Origin of the sequence: Streptomyces sp. NPDC050534, assembly GCF_044457745.1 — a bacterium.
Classification (GTDB): domain Bacteria; phylum Actinomycetota; class Actinomycetes; order Streptomycetales; family Streptomycetaceae; genus Streptomyces.
This window is the reverse complement of the sequence record NZ_JBITHF010000007.1, coordinates 420,083-436,305: the sequence shown is the minus strand read 5'-3', so window position 1 is coordinate 436,305 and position 16,223 is coordinate 420,083. Positions and strand designations below refer to the sequence as shown.

The following is a 16,223-nucleotide window of genomic DNA, read 5'->3' as shown; positions in this document are numbered from 1 at the left end:
TCATTGGCGGACGGGCCCGGAGGCTGCGCCCGGCACCGTCCGAGAACAGTTTATCGGTCGTGCCCGGCCATCGGCCTCCCTGTCTCGCCTCTCGGGAGGGCTGTGACCTGCGGCACGCGCATTCTGCCCAATCCTCTGCGAACTTGGCCAGGGGCGCCACACCTCTGTGGCAGAGGTTTGAGGGGTTCGGGAAGCGAAGGAAACATTCAGCGCAGGCGCTCCGCCACCAGATCCCAGACCGTTTCGGCCAGGTGCTCCTTGGGGCCGTGCGAGACCGGGGTCTCGGTGCCGTCGGCGCCCAGCACGACCGCCTCGTTCTCCTCGGAGCCGAAGGTCTTGCGCTCCCCCACCTCGTTCACCACGAGGAGGTCGCAGCCCTTTCGCCGCAGTTTCGCCCGGCCGTTGGCCAGGACGTCGTCGGTCTCGGCGGCGAAGCCGACGATCACCTGGCCCTCGCGGGCGCGCTCCGCGGAGATCTCCGCGAGGATGTCCGGATTCCGTACGAGGACGATGGGGTCCGGGTCCTTGTCGTCCTTCTTCTTGATCTTCCCGGCCGCGTACGCCGCCGGGCGGAAGTCCGCGACCGCGGCCGCCATCACGACGGCGTCGGCGTCCGCCGCCGCCTTCAGCACCGCCTCGCGCAGCTGCACGGCCGTGCCCACCTGGACGACGTCCACGCCGGCCGGGTCGGGCATGCCGGTGTTCGCGGAGACGAGCGTGACCCGGGCGCCGCGCGCGGCCGCGGTGCGGGCGAGGGCGTAGCCCTGCTTGCCGGACGAGCGGTTGCCGAGGAAGCGCACCGGGTCCAGGGGCTCGCGGGTGCCGCCGGCGCTCACGACGACGTGTCGCCCGGAGAGGTCCGGTTCGGTGACGCCGCGGTCCAGCACGCGGCGGCAGACGGCGAAGATCTCCGCCGGGTCGGGCAGCCGGCCCTTGCCGGTGTCGACGCCGGTCAGGCGGCCGACGGCGGGCTCGATGACGACGGCGCCGCGGCGGCGCAGCGTCGCCACGTTCTCCTGGGTGGCGGGGTGCTCCCACATCTCCGTGTGCATGGCGGGCGCGAAGACGACCGGGCAGCGGGCGGTGAGCAGGGTGTTGGTGAGCAGGTCGTCGGCGATGCCGTGGGCCGCCTTCGCGAGGACGTCCGCGGTCGCCGGGGCGACGACGACCAGGTCGGCGTGCTGCCCGATGCGCACGTGCGGGACCTCGTGGACGTCGTCCCAGACCTCGGTGGAGACGGGGTTTCCGGAGAGGGCGGACCAGGTCGCCGCGCCCACGAAGTGCAGGGCGGAGGCGGTGGGGACGACGCGCACGCCGTGTCCCGACTCCGTCAGCCTTCGCAGCAGCTCACAGGCCTTGTACGCGGCGATGCCGCCGCTGACCCCCAGCACGACCTTCGGCTTGTCCACCGGGCCTCCCCGCACTCGACATCCCTACGCCGCGGCTCCCGGCGTACGTCTCCATCACACACCACAGGCCCGACAGTCGCGCTGCCGGGCCTGTGGAAAAGCTAACCGCGATACGAACGTACTACTGCGCCGGGCCCTCGATGGCCTCGGAGGTCAGCAGTCCGGCGTTGATCTCGCGCAGGGCGATCGAGAGCGGCTTCTCGTGGACGTGGGTGTCGACGAGCGGACCGACGTACTCGAGGAGGCCCTCGCCGAGCTGCGAGTAGTACGCGTTGATCTGGCGGGCACGCTTGGCCGCGTAGATCACGAGGCTGTACTTCGAGTCGGTGGCCTCGAGGAGCTCGTCGATCGGCGGGTTGATGATGCCCTCGGGCGCGGAGATGGAAGAGGACACGCTCTACCTTCCGATGGATGGGAAAGAATCAGTGCGAGTGATCGAGCCTTGGCAATCTTGACGATCAGGCACGATCACACAACGTCCATCAAGGCTAGCAGCTCGCGCGCCACGTCCTCGACGGAGGTGTTGACCAAGGTCATGTCGAACTCCGGCTCGGCCGCGAGTTCGATCTTCGCCGCGTCCAGCCGGCGCTCGATCACCTCGGGCGGCTCGGTGCCCCGCCCGGTGAGCCTGCGCACGAGCTCCTCCCAGGAGGGCGGAGCCAGGAACACCAGCCGGCCCTCGGGCATGGTCTCGCGGACCTGCCGGGCGCCCTGGAGGTCGATCTCCAGGAGGACCGGCACACCGGCCTCCAGGTGCTCCAGCACGGCCGCACGCGGCGTGCCGTAGCGGTTGCCGGCGAACTCCGCCCACTCCAGCAGCTCGCCGTTGGCGATCAGCTTGTCCATCTCGTCGTCGGTGACGAAGAAGTAGTGGACACCGTGCTTCTCGCCGGGACGGGGCTTGCGGGTCGTCGCCGACACCGAGAGCCAGACCTCGGGGTGTTCCTTGCGCATATGGGCGACGACCGTGCTCTTGCCGACCCCCGAGGGGCCGGAGAGCACGGTCAGCCGCGGACGTACGTCCGGGGGCTCGGGGGTCGTCCCCCGGAATGTTGCAGCCATGCAGCGATTATTCCAGCAATCCCGGCATGACCGGGACTCCGGTCCGGAGATCCCGGATTCAGGAGCCGGTGCTGCCGAACTCACGCTCCAGGGAGGCGATCTGGTTGGAACCGAGGCCGCGCACGCGGCGGCTCTCGGAGATGCCGAGTCGCTCCATGATCTGCTTGGCGCGGACCTTGCCCACGCCCGGCAGGGACTCGAGCAGCGCGGAGACCTTCATCTTGCCGATGACGTCGTTCTCCTGGCCCTGCTTGATGACCTCGTGCAGGGAGGCGCCGGAGTGCTTGAGTCGATTCTTGACCTCGGCCCGCTCCCGGCGAGCCGCGGCGGCCTTTTCGAGCGCGGCTGCGCGCTGTTCAGGGGTAAGGGGCGGAAGAGCCACGCCTACGTCACCTCGGATGTCGAACTGTCGGATACGGACCGGTGAGGAACCTAGTCGCCCCACACCTGGGGAGCCACGAGCAACACGCTTGCCCGCGGACTCTCGTCGGAGACTAGCGGGCAAGTCCGCCAGAGTCAGCGAGAACAGCGGAAAAGTCCTGGTCAGCCTCCGTCAGGTCGGGCATTTAGGACATAATGCCCTGGATTTGAGGATGTATTCAGACTCAAGAGGTCTCTGGAACACCCGTCCGACCACTCGTCGGAGGTCTCGGAAGACCTCACACGGCCGCCACGGCGGCGCTGATCTCCTCCGCGAAGCGGGACGCGGCCGAGCGCAGCGCACCGGAGTCGGGCCCGTGCCGCAGCACTCCCCGGCTGACGTTCGGCACGACGTTGCGCACCGCGGAACCGAAGACGCCGGGAAGGTCGGCCGCGGTGGCGCCCTGGGCTCCGATGCCGGGCGCCAGGAGCGGCCCGTTGATGTCCAGGTCGTACGAGGTCAGGTCGCCCAGCGTGGCACCGACGACCGCCCCGAAGGACCCCAGGGGCTGGTCCCCTTCGTTCTCGGCGGCGAGGTGGGCCAGCATCGTCGCTCCGACGGTCCGCCCGTCCGCCCGCACGGCGTGCTGCACCTCGCCACCTTCCGGGTTGGAGGTCAGCGCGAGCACGAACAGGCCCGTGCCGCTCTCCCGGGCCAGGGCCACGGCCGGGGAGAGCGAGCCGTAGCCGAGGTAGGGCGAGACGGTGAGCGCGTCCGAGAAGAGCGGGGAGTCCTTGTGCAGAAAGGTCTCGGCGTACGCGGCCATCGTCGAGCCGATGTCGCCGCGCTTGGCGTCCATCACGACCAGCGCGCCGGCCGCCCGGGCCTCCTCGACCGACTTCTCCAGTACGGCGATGCCCCGGGACCCGAAGCGCTCGAAGAACGCGCTCTGCGGCTTCAGGACGGCGACCCGGTCGGCCACGGCCTCCACGACCGTGCGGCTGAACCGCTCCAGACCGGCCACGTCGTCGTTGAGGCCCCACTCGGCGAGCAGGGACGCGTGCGGGTCGATGCCGACGCACAGCGGCCCGCGCTCGTCCATGGCGCGGCGCAGACGGGTGCCGAAGGGTTCGAGAACGGTCACCGGTTGCTCCTGGTGTCGGCGCCGACCGCGTCGGCGATGGTGGCGTACGGGCTGGTGCGGAGGCGGGCGGCGAGGCCCTTGTGGATGGCGCGGCCCCAGAAGGGACCCTCGTAGATGAAGGCGCTGTAGCCCTGGACGAGCGTGGCGCCGGCCAGGATGCGCTGCCAGGCGTCCTCGGCGTTCTCGATGCCGCCGACGCCCACCAGGGTGATGCGGTCGCCCACGCGCGCGTAGAGGCGGCGCAGCACCTCCAGGGAGCGCGCCTTGAGGGGCGCTCCGGACAGGCCGCCGGTCTCCTTGACCAGCGAGGGTGCGGACTTCAGGCCGAGTCCCTCGCGCGCGATGGTGGTATTCGTGGCGATGATCCCGTCGAGGCCGAGTTCGACGGCGAGGTCGGCGACGGCGTCGACGTCCTCGTCCGCGAGGTCCGGCGCGATCTTGACCAGGAGCGGGACGCGGCGGGCGGTCACCGTGCGGTCGGCGGCCTCGCGGACGGCGCTCAGCAGCGGGCGCAGCGCCTCGGTGGCCTGGAGATTGCGCAGTCCGGGCGTGTTGGGCGAGGAGACGTTCACGACCAGGTAGTCGGCGTACGGCGCCAGCCGCTCGGTCGACTTCACGTAGTCCGCGGCGGCCTCGTCCTCGGGGACGACCTTGGTCTTGCCGATGTTGACGCCCACGACGGTCCTGAACACCGGCTCACGGGACGCCAGGCGGGCCGCCACGGCCAGCGAGCCCTCGTTGTTGAAGCCCATGCGGTTGATCAGCGCACGGTCCTTCACGAGCCGGAACAGCCGCTTCTTGGGGTTGCCGGGCTGCGCCTCGCCGGTCACGGTGCCGACCTCGACGTGGTCGAAGCCCAGCATCGACATGCCGTCGATGGCGACCGCGTTCTTGTCGAAGCCGGCGGCGAGGCCGAACGGGCCGTGCATGCGCAGCCCGAAGGCCTCGGTGCGCAGCTCCTCGAAGCGCGGCGCGAGCGCGGCGGCGACGAAGGTGCGCAGCACGGGGATGCGGACGGCGAGGCGGATCCAGCGGAAGGCCAGATAGTGCGCCTGCTCGGGGTCCATCCGCTTGAAGACCAGTCGGAAGAAGAGCTCGTACATCTCAGTTGTGTCCTCATACAGAGGGGGACACCGTTTCCGGTGTCCCCCTCGTCGGCTGCTAGTCGCGGGCCGCGGTCAGGTGTTCCGCGTGTTCCTGGAGCGAACGGACGCCCACGTCACCGTGGTTGAGGGCGTCGATGCCCTGGACGGCGGCGGCGAGCGCCTGGACCGTCGTCAGGCAGGGGACCGACCGCGCAACGGCCGCCGTACGGATCTCGTAGCCGTCGAGGCGGCCGCCGGTGCCGTACGGGGTGTTGACGATGAGGTCGACCTCGCCGTCGTGGATGAGCTGGACGATGGTCCGCTCGCCGTTCGGGCCCACGCCCTCGGACTGCTTGCGCACGACCGTGGCGTTGATGCCGTTGCGCTTGAGGACCTCGGCGGTGCCCGAGGTGGCGAGCAGCTCGAAGCCGTGGGCGACGAGTTCGCGCGCCGGGAAGATCATCGAGCGCTTGTCGCGGTTGGCGACCGAGATGAACGCCCGGCCCTTGGTGGGCAGTGGGCCGTACGCTCCCGCCTGCGACTTGGCGTACGCCGTGCCGAAGACGGAGTCGATGCCCATCACCTCGCCGGTGGAGCGCATCTCCGGGCCGAGCACGGTGTCGACGCCGCGTCCCTGGATGTCGCGGAAGCGCGACCAGGGCATGACGGCCTCCTTGACGGAGATCGGCGCGTCGAGCGGCAGCTCGCCGCCGTCGCCGGTCGCCGGGAGCAGGCCCTCGGCACGCAGTTCGGCGACGGTCGCGCCGAGGGAGATCCGGGCGGCGGCCTTCGCCAGCGGCACCGCGGTCGCCTTCGAGGTGAAGGGGACCGTGCGGGACGCGCGCGGGTTGGCCTCCAGGACGTAGAGGATGTCGCCCGCCATCGCGAACTGGATGTTGATCAGGCCGCGGACGCCGACGCCCTTGGCGATGGCCTCGGTCGAGGCCCGCAGGCGCTTGATGTCGAAGCCGCCCAGGGTGATCGGGGGCAGCGCGCACGCCGAGTCGCCGGAGTGGATGCCGGCCTCCTCGATGTGCTCCATGACGCCGCCGAGGTAGAGCTCGGTGCCGTCGTACAGGGCGTCGACGTCGATCTCGATCGCGTCGTCGAGGAAGCGGTCGACCAGCACCGGCCGGGAGGGGCTGATCTCGGTCGACTCGGCGATGTAGGACTCCAGCCGGGTCTCGTCGTAGACGATCTCCATGCCGCGGCCGCCGAGGACGTACGACGGCCGGACGAGGACCGGATAGCCGATCTCGTCGGCGATGGCCTTGGCCTCGGCGAAGGTGGTGGCGGTGCCGTGCTTGGGGGCCGGCAGGCCCGCCTCGGCGAGGACGCGGCCGAAGGCGCCGCGGTCCTCGGCGGCGTGGATCGCCTCGGGGGACGTACCGACGACCGGCACGCCGTTGTCCTTGAGCGCCTGCGACAGGCCCAGCGGGGTCTGGCCGCCGAGCTGGACCACGACGCCCGCCACCGGGCCGGCCTGCTGCTCGGCGTGGACGATCTCCAGCACGTCTTCCAGCGTCAGCGGCTCGAAGTACAGGCGGTCGGAGGTGTCGTAGTCCGTGGAGACGGTCTCCGGGTTGCAGTTGACCATCACGGTCTCGTAGCCCGCGTCGCTCAGTGCGAAGGAGGCGTGCACGCACGAGTAGTCGAACTCGATGCCCTGGCCGATGCGGTTGGGGCCGGAGCCCAGGATGATGACGGCTGGCTTCTCGCGGGAGGCGACCTCCGTCTCCTCGTCGTAGGAGGAGTAGAAGTACGGGGTCCGCGCGGCGAACTCGGCGGCGCAGGTGTCGACCGTCTTGTAGACCGGACGGATGCCCAGCGCGTGCCGCACCTCGCGCACGACGTCCTCGCGCAGCCCGCGGATCTCGCCGATCTGCTGGTCGGAGAAGCCGTGCCGCTTGGCCTCGGAGAGCAGGTCGGCGGTCAGCTCGGGCGCCTCGGCCAGCTCGTCCGCGATCTCCTTGATCAGGAAGAGCTGGTCGACGAACCAGGGGTCGATCTTCGTGTACGCGAAGATCTCCTCCTGGGTGGCGCCGGCGCGGATCGCCTGCATGACGGTGTTGATGCGGCCGTCGGTCGGGCGGACCGCCTCTTCGAGGAGGGCGGCCTTGTCGCCGGGCTCGCCGACGAACGTGAACTGGCTGCCCTTCTTCTCCAGCGAGCGCAGCGCCTTCTGGAACGCCTCGGTGAAGTTGCGGCCGATGGCCATGGCCTCGCCGACCGACTTCATGGTCGTGGTCAGCGTGGAGTCGGCCTGCGGGAACTTCTCGAAGGCGAACCGCGGGGCCTTCACGACCACGTAGTCGAGCGTGGGCTCGAAGGAGGCCGGGGTCTCCCGGGTGATGTCGTTCGGGATCTCGTCGAGGGTGTAGCCGACGGCGAGCTTGGCCGCGATCTTGGCGATCGGGAAGCCGGTCGCTTTGGAGGCGAGCGCCGAGGAGCGCGACACGCGCGGGTTCATCTCGATGACGATCACGCGGCCGTCGTCGGGGTTCACCGCGAACTGGATGTTGCAGCCGCCGGTGTCGACACCGACCTCGCGGATGATCGCGATGCCGACGTCGCGCAGCACCTGGTACTCGCGGTCGGTCAGCGTCATCGCCGGGGCGACGGTGATCGAGTCGCCGGTGTGCACGCCCATCGGGTCGAAGTTCTCGATGGAGCAGACGACCACGACGTTGTCGTGCTTGTCGCGCATCAGCTCCAGCTCGTACTCCTTCCAGCCGAGGATGGACTCCTCCAGGAGCACCTCGGTGGTCGGGGAGAGCGTGAGGCCCTGGCCGGCGATGCGGCGCAGCTCCTCCTCGTCGTGCGCGAAGCCGGAGCCGGCGCCGCCCATGGTGAAGGACGGGCGGACGACGACCGGGTAGCCGCCGAGGGTCTCGACGCCCCCCAGGACGTCGTCCATGGAGTGGCAGATGACCGAGCGGGCGGACTCGCCGTGGCCGATCTTCTTGCGCACCTCCTCCACGACGCCTTTGAACAGGTCGCGGTCCTCGCCCTTGTGGATCGCCTCGGGACGGGCGCCGATCAGCTCGACGCCGTACTTCGCCAGCACGCCGTTGTCGTGCAGCGAGATGGCCGTGTTGAGCGCCGTCTGGCCGCCCAGGGTGGGCAGCAGGGCGTCCGGGCGCTCCTTGGCGATGATCTTCTCGACGAACTCCGGGGTGATCGGCTCGACATACGTGGCGTCGGCGATCTCCGGGTCGGTCATGATCGTCGCCGGGTTGGAGTTCACCAGGACGACCCGCAGGCCCTCGGCGCGCAGGATGCGGCACGCCTGCGTGCCGGAGTAGTCGAACTCGGCGGCCTGGCCGATGACGATCGGGCCGGAGCCGATGACCAGGACGGACTGGATATCGGTGCGCTTAGGCACGCTGGCCCTCCATCGGAACGGTGCTCATCAAAGAGGTGAAGCGGTCGAACAGGTAGGCGGCGTCGTGCGGGCCCGCTGCCGCCTCGGGGTGGTACTGGACGCTGAAGGCGGGGCGGTCGAGCAGCTGCAGGCCCTCCACCACGTTGTCGTTCAGGCAGACGTGGGAGACCTCGACGCGGCCGTAGGGGGTCTCGGTGACCTGGTCGAGCGGGGCGTCGACGGCGAAGCCGTGGTTGTGCGCGGTGACCTCGACCTTGCCGGTCGTACGGTCCTGCACGGGCTGGTTGATGCCCCGGTGGCCGTACTTGAGCTTGTACGTGCCGAAGCCCAGCGCCCGTCCGAGGATCTGGTTGCCGAAGCAGATGCCGAAGAGCGGGGTGCCGCGCTCCAGGACGGCCCGCATGACGGAGACCGGGTGGTCGGCGGTGGCCGGGTCACCGGGTCCGTTGGAGAAGAACACACCGTCCGGGTCGACGGCGTAGACGTCCTCGACGGTCGCCGTGGCGGGCAGCACGTGCACCTCGATGCCGCGCTCGGCCATGCGGTGCGGGGTCATGCCCTTGATGCCGAGGTCGACGGCGGCGACGGTGAACTTCTTCTCGCCGAGCGCCGGGACGACGTACGCCTCCTTGGTGGCGACCTCGGCGGAGAGGTCGGCGCCCTTCATCTCGGGGGCCTGGCGGACCTCGGCGAGCATGGTGCCCTCGTCGGGCAGCGCGTTGCCGGAGAAGATGCCGACGCGCATCGCGCCGCGCTCGCGCAGATGGCGCGTCAGCGCGCGCGTGTCGATGCCGGAGATGCCGACGACGCCCTGGTGGCGCAGCTCGTCGTCCAGCGAGCGCCGGGAGCGCCAGTTGGACGGCACGCGCGCGGGATCGCGCACGACGTAGCCGGCGACCCAGATCCGCCTGCTCTCGGGGTCCTCGTCGTTGACGCCGGTGTTGCCCACGTGCGGGGCGGTCATCACCACGACCTGGCGGTGGTACGACGGGTCGGTCAGGGTCTCCTGGTAGCCGGTCATGCCGGTCGAGAAGACCGCCTCGCCGAAGGTCACCCCCACGGCCCCGTAGGCACGGCCCCGGAAGATCCGGCCGTCCTCCAGGACGAGTACGGCGGGAGTCCTGCTGGCTCCCCTGGTGGAGGTTGTCATCGTGCGCCTTCCGTCTTGTTGATCATGTGGTTCAGGGTGTCGACCCACTCCGTGTGCTCGGCCGCGTGGTCGGAGCGGAAGCCCGAGTCGATCAGCCGCTCGCCGTGCTGCCAGGTCACCACCAGCAGTCCGCCCTCGGTCAGCACCTTGCCGGCGATGCCCTTGTCCAGCCGGGCCTCGCGCAGCTGCGCGAGGGGGATGAAGAAGTCGGCCGCGCCGGGGCGTACGACGTCCAGTCCCGCGTCCGTCAGCGTGAGCTCGACCCGGCTGCGGGTGCCGAGGCCGCGCGCCACGATCCGGTCCAGCCACTGACCGGCGGTGGTGGAGCCGTGGTAGCGGCCGCTCGTCGAGAGCACAGTCAGTCTCGCCTCGCCGGGCCCGTCCGGCGCGCTGGGGAGTTCGGGCAGGTCGCCCTGAAGCGTGCCGCGCCACTTCCAGCCCTCGCGCATCAGCCAGTAGACGAGCGCGACGAAGAGGACGAGTCCGACCAGCCAGCCGAGGCGGGCGGCCCAGTCGGTGACCGCGGCCGACTTCTTCCCGTCCGCGAGCGGGGCCGCGAGCCCGGCCGCGAGCAGAGGTGCAGGTGTCACGTGAGCTTCCCGTCGACGAGCGTGGCCTTGCCCCGGAGCCACGTGTGCGTGACACGGCCCGGCAGCTCACGCCCCTCGTACGGGGTGTTCCGGCTGCGCGAGGCGAAGCCCGCGGGGTCCACCGACCCACGGTATGCCGTGTCGACGAGCGTGAGGTTGGCGGGCTCACCAGCCGAGACGGGACGCCCATGGCCCTCGGCCCGCCCGATCTCGGCGGGCTTGACGGACATGCGCTCGGCGACCCCGGCCCAGGTGAGGAGTCCGGTGTCCACCATGGTCTCCTGCACCACCGACAGCGCGGTCTCCAGGCCCACCATCCCCATGGCGGCCGCGGCCCACTCGCAGTCCTTGTCCTCGTGCGGGTGCGGGGCGTGGTCGGTGGCGACGATGTCGATCGTGCCGTCGGCGAGCGCCTCGCGCAGGGCGATCACGTCGCGCTCGGTGCGCAGCGGCGGGTTGACCTTGTAGACCGGGTTGTACGTGCGCGCCAGCTCGTCCGTCAGGAGCAGGTGGTGCGGGGTCACCTCGGCCGTGACGTCGATGCCGCGGGACTTGGCCCAGCGCACGATCTCGACCGAGCCGGCGGTCGAAAGGTGGCAGATGTGCACGCGGGAGCCGACGTGCTCGGCGAGCAGGACGTCCCGGGCGATGATCGACTCCTCGGCCACCGCGGGCCAGCCCCCGAGGCCCAGCTCGGCGGAGACGATGCCCTCGTTCATCTGGGCGCCCTCGGTCAGCCGCGGCTCCTGCGCGTGCTGGGCCACGACGCCGCCGAAGGCCTTCACGTACTCCAGCGCGCGGCGCATGATCACGGCGTCGTCGACGCACTTGCCGTCGTCCGAGAAGACGGTGACCCCGGCGGCCGACTCGTACATGGCGCCCAGCTCGGCGAGCTTCCTGCCCTCCAGGCCGACGGTGACGGCGCCGATGGGCTGCACGTCGCAGTAGCCGTGCTCCCGGCCCAGTCGCCAGACCTGCTCGACGACGCCGGCGGTGTCGGCGACCGGGAAGGTGTTGGCCATGGCGAACACGGCCGTGAAGCCGCCGCTCGCCGCCGCGCGCGTGCCGGTCAGGACGGTCTCGGAGTCCTCGCGGCCCGGCTCGCGCAGGTGGGTGTGCAGGTCGACGAGGCCCGGCAGCAGCACCTTGCCGGCGGCCTCGACGACCTCGGCGCCCTCGGCGGACAGACCGGCGCCCACCTCGGCGATCGTCGCACCGTCGATCAGCACGTCCTGCGGCTCGCCGCCGAGCACCTTCGCACCACGGATAAGGATCTTGCTCATGGTTCTTACTTCTCCTCGGTACGGGTGTGGGTGACGGCGGGCTCGTTGCCACCGAGCAGCAGGTACAGGACGGCCATCCGGATGGAGACTCCGTTTGCGACCTGCTCGACGACGGTGCAGCGGTCGGAGTCGGCGACCTCGGCGGTGATCTCCATGCCGCGGACCATCGGGCCGGGGTGCATCACGATGGCGTGCTCGGGCATCCTCGCCATGCGCTCGCCGTCCAGGCCGTAGCGGCGTGAGTACTCGCGCTCGGTCGGGAAGAAGGCGGCGTTCATGCGCTCGCGCTGGACGCGCAGCATCATCACCGCGTCGGACTTGGGCAGCACGGCGTCGAGGTCGTACGACACCTCGCAGGGCCAGGTCTCCACCCCGACCGGCACCAGGGTGGGCGGCGCGACGAGGGTGACCTCGGCGCCGAGGGTGTGCAGCAGGTCGACGTTGGAGCGGGCGACGCGGCTGTGCAGGACGTCGCCGACGAGCGTGATGCGCTTGCCGGACAGGTCCTGGCCGAGCCCGGCGTCCCGGCCGACGAGCCGGCGGCGCATGGTGAACGCGTCGAGCAGGGCCTGCGTGGGGTGCTGGTGCGTGCCGTCGCCGGCGTTGATGACGGCGGCGTCGATCCAGCCGGAGTTGGCCAGGCGGTATGGGGCTCCGGACGCGCCGTGCCGGATGACCACGGCGTCGACGCCCATGGCCTCCAGCGTCTGGGCGGTGTCCTTCAGGGACTCGCCCTTGGAGACGCTCGAACCCTTGGCGGTGAAGTTGATGACGTCCGCGGACAGCCGCTTCTCGGCGGCCTCGAAGGAGATACGCGTGCGCGTGGAGTCCTCGAAGAAGAGGTTGACGACCGTGCGGCCGCGCAGGGTCGGCAGTTTCTTGATCGGCCGGTCCGCGACCCGGGCCATCTCCTCGGCGGTGTCGAGGATCAGGACGGCGTCGTCGCGGGTGAGGTCGGCGGCCGAGATGAGATGACGCTGCATCTGTCAGGCTCCGTAAGGCAATTCGGGAGTTTTCGGGCAAGCGGGTACGCGGGGTCGGCAGGGCCGAGCACCCGGCCTGCTACTGGGTCTGCTTGGTGCCGAGCAGCACGGTGTCGCGACCGTCCTCCTCGGCGAGCAGGACCTTGACCGTCTCCCGCAGCGACGTGGGGAGGTTCTTGCCGACGTAGTCGGCGCGGATGGGCAGTTCGCGGTGGCCGCGGTCGACGAGGACCGCGAGCTGGACCGCGCGCGGGCGCCCGACGTCGTTCAGGGCGTCGAGGGCGGCTCTGACGGTGCGGCCGGAGAAGAGCACGTCGTCGACGAGGACGACCAGCTTGCCGTCGATGCCGTCACCGGGGATCTCGGTGCGGGCCAGCGCACGCGGCGGGTGCATGCGCAGGTCGTCGCGGTACATGGTGATGTCGAGCGAACCGACCGGGATCTTCCGGGCGGTGATCTCCTCGAGCTTGGCGGCGAGCCGCTGGGCGAGGAAGACGCCTCGGGTCGGAATGCCGAGGAGCACCACGTCGTCGGCGCCCTTGGCGCGCTCGACGATCTCGTGGGCGATGCGGGTCAGTACCCGCGCGATGTCAGGGCCTTCGAGCACGGGCCGGGCATCGGATGCTTGCGTGTCCTGCTTGTCCATACGAAACGGACCCCCTTCTCCGCCTCACGGGACGGACCTTAAAGGACGTCGGATTTGCGCCATCAACGGTAGCAGGCCCGGACGACACCCCAGATCACCCCCCTGGAGTAATCAGCCACCGCTGCCACGGAAGCGTCGGTGTGGACCATTCGGCTTGACGCACGAGAGTCACGCTGCGTAACCTCACAGTGAGTTACGAGACGCGCGGCTCGGGACCCCTCAAGCTGCGCCGACACAGTGTCCGGGGAGCTATATGTCCAGCGAATACGCCAAACAGCTCGGGGCCAAGCTCCGGGCCATCCGCACCCAGCAGGGCCTTTCCCTCCACGGTGTCGAGGAGAAGAGCCAGGGACGCTGGAAGGCGGTAGTGGTCGGATCGTACGAGCGCGGCGACCGAGCCGTGACCGTACAGCGCCTCGCCGAACTGGCGGATTTCTATGGGGTCCCGGTGCAGGAGCTCCTGCCGGGCACCACCCCGGGCGGCGCCGCCGAGCCGCCGCCGAAGCTGGTCCTCGACCTGGAGCGGCTGGCGACCGTGCCTGCCGAGAAGGCCGGCCCCCTCCAGCGGTACGCGGCCACGATCCAGTCGCAGCGCGGCGACTACAACGGCAAGGTGCTGTCGATCCGCCAGGACGACCTGCGCACACTCGCCGTCATCTACGACCAGTCGCCCTCGGTCCTCACCGAGCAGCTGATCAACTGGGGCGTGCTGGACGCCGACGCCCGCCGCGCGGTCGTCCACGAGGACGCCTGACCACCTGCACAGCAGAAACGTGCCGCCGGGGTGGCCGGAACTTCACCGTTCCGGCCACCCCGGCGGCTTTCTGCGGCCTTCAGGGGCGCCGCAGGCCCCAGGAGACGACCGCGCACGGGACGACACGCCAGGGGGCCCGCAGCGCTCACGCCGCGGGCCCCCTGGAAAGTGCCTGCCTGTTCTACGCCTCGTCCCGGCGCAGCGAGGGCTTCAGCTCCTTGAGCCGGCCCAGCAGACCGTTGACGAACGCGGGCGACTCCTCCGTGGAGAACTCCTTCGCCAGCTGCACCATCTCGTCCAGCACGACGGCGTCCGGGGTCTCGTCGGCCCAGATCAGCTCGTAGGCACCGAGACGCAGGACGTTCCGGTCCACCACGGGCATCCGGTCGAGCGTCCAGCCCACCGAGTACTGCGCGATCAGCTCGTCGATGCGCTTCGCGTGCTTCGCGTAGCCCTCCACGAGCTGCATCGTGTACTCGCTGACCGGCGGCTGCCGGGTGTCGTCCCGGGACAGCCGGATCCAGTCCGCGAGGACCGTCTGGACGTCGGCGCCGCGCTGGTCGCCCTCGAAGAGGATCTGGAAGGCGCGCTTGCGGGCCGTGTTGCGAGCAGCCACGGTTAGCTGTTCACCCGGCCGAGGTAGTCGCTCGTGCGGGTGTCGACCTTGATCTTCTCGCCGGTGGTGATGAAGAGCGGGACCTGGATCTGGTGGCCGGTCTCCAGCGTGGCGGGCTTGGTGCCGCCGGTGGAGCGGTCGCCCTGGACGCCCGGCTCGGTCTCCTGGATGACGAGCTCGACGGCGGCCGGCAGCTCGACGAAGAGCACCTCGCCCTCGTGCTGCGCGACGGTGGCGGTGAAGCCCTCGATCAGGAAGTTGGCGGCGTCGCCGACGGCCTTGCGGTCGACCATGAGCTGGTCGTAGGTCTCCATGTCCATGAAGACGAAGTAGTCGCCGTCCATGTACGAGAACTGCATGTCGCGCTTGTCGACAGTGGCCGTCTCGACCTTGACGCCGGCGTTGAAGGTCTTGTCGACGACCTTGCCGGAGAGCACGTTCTTGAGCTTGGTGCGCACGAAGGCCGGGCCCTTGCCGGGCTTGACGTGCTGGAACTCGACGACGGACCAGAGCTGGCCGCCTTCGAGCTTGAGCACAAGGCCGTTCTTGAGGTCGTTCGTGGAAGCCACGGTTGCGGAATCTCCTGGACTGACGTGGACGACCCCGGGGCGCGCACCTTGCCTAGAGTGCGAGCAGCTCCTTGGTCGTGATGGTGAGTAGCTCGGGTCCGCCGTCCGCCTCGGGGCGGACGACGAGCGTGTCATCGATCCGGACACCGCCCCGGCCCGGGAGGTGGACCCCCGGTTCGACGGTGACCGGCACGCAAGCGTCCAGTTTACCCATGGCCGCAGGGGCCAGCTGCGGGTCCTCGTCGATTTCGAGTCCCACACCGTGCCCCGTCATGGACGGCAGCCCCTCGGCGTGCCCCGCGGAGCCCAGCACCTGGCGGGCGGCCCGGTCCACGTCACGGCAGGCCGCGCCGGGCATCAGCGCCTCCCGGCCCGCGCGCTGGGCGGCGAAGACGAGGTCGTAGAGCTCGATCTGCCAGTCCGCGGGAGACGTGCCGATGACGAAGGTGCGGCCGATCTCGCAGCGGTAGCCGCGGTAGGCGGCGCCCAGGCAGACCGAGAGGAAGTCCCCCTCCTCGACCCGGCGGTCGGTGGGCCGGTGGCCGCGCCGGCCGGCGTTGGGGCCGGTGGCGACCGAGGTCGGGAAGGCGGGACCGTCGGCGCCGTGGTCGACGAGGCGCCGCTCCAGTTCGAGGGCGAGGTGCCGTTCGGTGCGGCCGACCAGGATGGACTCCAGGAGTTCGCCGAGGGCCTGGTCGGCGATCTCCGCGCCGATACGCAGGCAGGAGATCTCCTCCTCGTCCTTGACGATCCTGAGCTGCTCGACGGAGGCCGCGAGATCGGTGAGGCGCAGCCGCGGGACGACCGAGCGGATGGCGCGATGACGCGCCACGGTGAGGTGGTGCTCCTCCACGGCGAGGGTGTCGGCCCGCTGCGCCTCGGCGAGGTCGGCGGCGGCCACGGCGGGGTCGCCGGCCGTGCCGGGCAGGATCCGCGCGCGCAGGGCGTCGTCCGCCCGGCCGTCCGCGGCGCGGTCCTCCGGCGGTCCGGCGCAGAGCAGCACGTCCTCGGTCATGCCCAGGAGCAGGACGGCGCCCCGCGGGGCCGTGCCCGCGAGGTAACGGACATTGGCGGGGCGGGAGATCAGCGCGGCTTGGCTGCCGCCGGCATTGCAGCGTGCCCTCAGCCGGGCTCGGCGGGTCGCGTACACCTCTGACATGAGACGAGCGTAGGAGGGTTGGGCGAT

16 protein-coding genes are annotated in these 16,223 nt (G+C 70.4%); 1 reads left to right on the top strand and 15 read right to left on the bottom strand.

What is annotated here, in order from left to right:
* Nucleotides 1–206: 206 nt before the first annotated feature.
* From coaBC to pyrR, 12 genes are all read right to left on the bottom strand, one after another.
* Nucleotides 207–1,409 carry a bifunctional phosphopantothenoylcysteine decarboxylase/phosphopantothenate--cysteine ligase CoaBC gene (gene coaBC, locus ACIBN2_RS24865; protein WP_399137302.1) on the bottom strand — a complete coding sequence of 401 codons (1,203 nt, stop codon included), beginning with the start codon at nt 1,407–1,409 and terminating at the stop codon, nt 207–209.
* Nucleotides 1,410–1,530: 121 nt separating this feature from the next.
* Complete coding sequence (gene rpoZ, locus ACIBN2_RS24860; RefSeq protein WP_003977348.1) at nt 1,531–1,803, bottom strand: DNA-directed RNA polymerase subunit omega; 273 nt, start codon at nt 1,801–1,803, stop codon at nt 1,531–1,533.
* A 74-nt stretch (nt 1,804–1,877) separates the two neighbouring features.
* Entirely contained in the window at nt 1,878–2,471 is a 594-nt protein-coding gene (gene gmk / locus ACIBN2_RS24855; RefSeq protein ID WP_399137301.1) for a guanylate kinase, read from the bottom strand.
* 58 nt (nt 2,472–2,529) lie between these two features.
* Complete coding sequence (locus ACIBN2_RS24850; RefSeq protein WP_003977346.1) at nt 2,530–2,853, bottom strand: integration host factor; 324 nt, start codon at nt 2,851–2,853, stop codon at nt 2,530–2,532.
* Between the two features lie 277 nt (nt 2,854–3,130).
* A complete protein-coding gene (gene pyrF, locus ACIBN2_RS24845; RefSeq protein ID WP_399137300.1) occupies nt 3,131–3,976 on the bottom strand; it encodes an orotidine-5'-phosphate decarboxylase in 846 nt (281 codons plus the stop codon).
* Nucleotides 3,973–5,079 carry a quinone-dependent dihydroorotate dehydrogenase gene (locus tag ACIBN2_RS24840; protein ID WP_399137298.1) on the bottom strand — a complete coding sequence of 369 codons (1,107 nt, stop codon included), beginning with the start codon at nt 5,077–5,079 and terminating at the stop codon, nt 3,973–3,975. Before ACIBN2_RS24840 ends, pyrF begins: the two co-directional genes overlap by 4 nt.
* 58 nt (nt 5,080–5,137) lie before the next feature.
* Nucleotides 5,138–8,446, bottom strand: coding sequence for a carbamoyl-phosphate synthase large subunit (gene carB, locus ACIBN2_RS24835; protein WP_399137297.1), 3,309 nt, complete (start codon nt 8,444–8,446; stop codon nt 5,138–5,140).
* Nucleotides 8,439–9,596 carry a glutamine-hydrolyzing carbamoyl-phosphate synthase small subunit gene (gene carA, locus ACIBN2_RS24830; protein WP_399137295.1) on the bottom strand — a complete coding sequence of 386 codons (1,158 nt, stop codon included), beginning with the start codon at nt 9,594–9,596 and terminating at the stop codon, nt 8,439–8,441. The genes carB and carA overlap by 8 nt, the downstream gene beginning before the upstream one ends.
* Complete coding sequence (locus tag ACIBN2_RS24825) at nt 9,593–10,186, bottom strand: hypothetical protein (RefSeq protein WP_399137293.1); 594 nt, start codon at nt 10,184–10,186, stop codon at nt 9,593–9,595. The genes carA and ACIBN2_RS24825 overlap by 4 nt, the downstream gene beginning before the upstream one ends.
* Nucleotides 10,183–11,469: a dihydroorotase gene (locus tag ACIBN2_RS24820; protein WP_399137291.1), complete on the bottom strand. Its 1,287-nt coding sequence runs from the start codon at nt 11,467–11,469 to the stop codon at nt 10,183–10,185. Before ACIBN2_RS24820 ends, ACIBN2_RS24825 begins: the two co-directional genes overlap by 4 nt.
* Nucleotides 11,470–11,474: 5 nt before the next feature.
* Nucleotides 11,475–12,452, bottom strand: coding sequence for an aspartate carbamoyltransferase catalytic subunit (locus tag ACIBN2_RS24815; protein WP_399137289.1), 978 nt, complete (start codon nt 12,450–12,452; stop codon nt 11,475–11,477).
* Between the two features lie 79 nt (nt 12,453–12,531).
* On the bottom strand, nt 12,532–13,098 hold the full coding sequence (gene pyrR, locus ACIBN2_RS24810; RefSeq protein WP_399137287.1) for a bifunctional pyr operon transcriptional regulator/uracil phosphoribosyltransferase PyrR: 567 nt from the start codon (nt 13,096–13,098) through the stop codon (nt 12,532–12,534).
* A 253-nt stretch (nt 13,099–13,351) separates the two neighbouring features.
* Here pyrR and bldD point away from each other — a divergent pair, with 253 nt between their 5' ends.
* Nucleotides 13,352–13,852, top strand: a complete 501-nt coding sequence (bldD, locus tag ACIBN2_RS24805) for a transcriptional regulator BldD (protein ID WP_399137285.1) — start codon at nt 13,352–13,354, stop codon at nt 13,850–13,852.
* Between the two features lie 181 nt (nt 13,853–14,033).
* On the opposite strand, the gene nusB is transcribed toward bldD, so the two are convergent.
* From nusB to ACIBN2_RS24790, 3 genes are read right to left on the bottom strand one after another with little or no spacing between them, the layout of a single operon-like run.
* Entirely contained in the window at nt 14,034–14,468 is a 435-nt protein-coding gene (nusB, locus tag ACIBN2_RS24800) for a transcription antitermination factor NusB (RefSeq protein ID WP_399137283.1), read from the bottom strand.
* A 2-nt stretch (nt 14,469–14,470) separates the two neighbouring features.
* Nucleotides 14,471–15,037 (bottom strand): elongation factor P, encoded by a 567-nt coding sequence (gene efp, locus ACIBN2_RS24795; RefSeq protein ID WP_020938844.1) that lies wholly within the window; start codon nt 15,035–15,037, stop codon nt 14,471–14,473.
* Nucleotides 15,038–15,089: 52 nt separating this feature from the next.
* The gene (locus ACIBN2_RS24790) at nt 15,090–16,196 is read right to left on the bottom strand and encodes an aminopeptidase P family protein (protein ID WP_399137281.1); all 1,107 of its coding nucleotides are present in this window, start codon (nt 16,194–16,196) and stop codon (nt 15,090–15,092) included.
* Between the last annotated feature and the right edge of the window lie 27 nt (nt 16,197–16,223).

What these genes read in the sequence shown, in the direction of transcription:
- pyrR (WP_399137287.1), bottom strand. Translation starts at nt 13,098, where the DNA reads ATGGACAAGCAGGACACGCAAGCATCCGATGCCCGGCCCGTGCTCGAA.
- carA (WP_399137295.1), bottom strand. Translation starts at nt 9,596, where the DNA reads ATGACAACCTCCACCAGGGGAGCCAGCAGGACTCCCGCCGTACTCGTC.
- ACIBN2_RS24790 (WP_399137281.1), bottom strand. Translation starts at nt 16,196, where the DNA reads ATGTCAGAGGTGTACGCGACCCGCCGAGCCCGGCTGAGGGCACGCTGC.
- ACIBN2_RS24820 (WP_399137291.1), bottom strand. Translation starts at nt 11,469, where the DNA reads ATGAGCAAGATCCTTATCCGTGGTGCGAAGGTGCTCGGCGGCGAGCCG.
- ACIBN2_RS24815 (WP_399137289.1), bottom strand. Translation starts at nt 12,452, where the DNA reads ATGCAGCGTCATCTCATCTCGGCCGCCGACCTCACCCGCGACGACGCC.
- ACIBN2_RS24840 (WP_399137298.1), bottom strand. Translation starts at nt 5,079, where the DNA reads ATGTACGAGCTCTTCTTCCGACTGGTCTTCAAGCGGATGGACCCCGAG.
- bldD (WP_399137285.1), top strand. Translation starts at nt 13,352, where the DNA reads ATGTCCAGCGAATACGCCAAACAGCTCGGGGCCAAGCTCCGGGCCATC.
- gmk (WP_399137301.1), bottom strand. Translation starts at nt 2,471, where the DNA reads ATGGCTGCAACATTCCGGGGGACGACCCCCGAGCCCCCGGACGTACGT.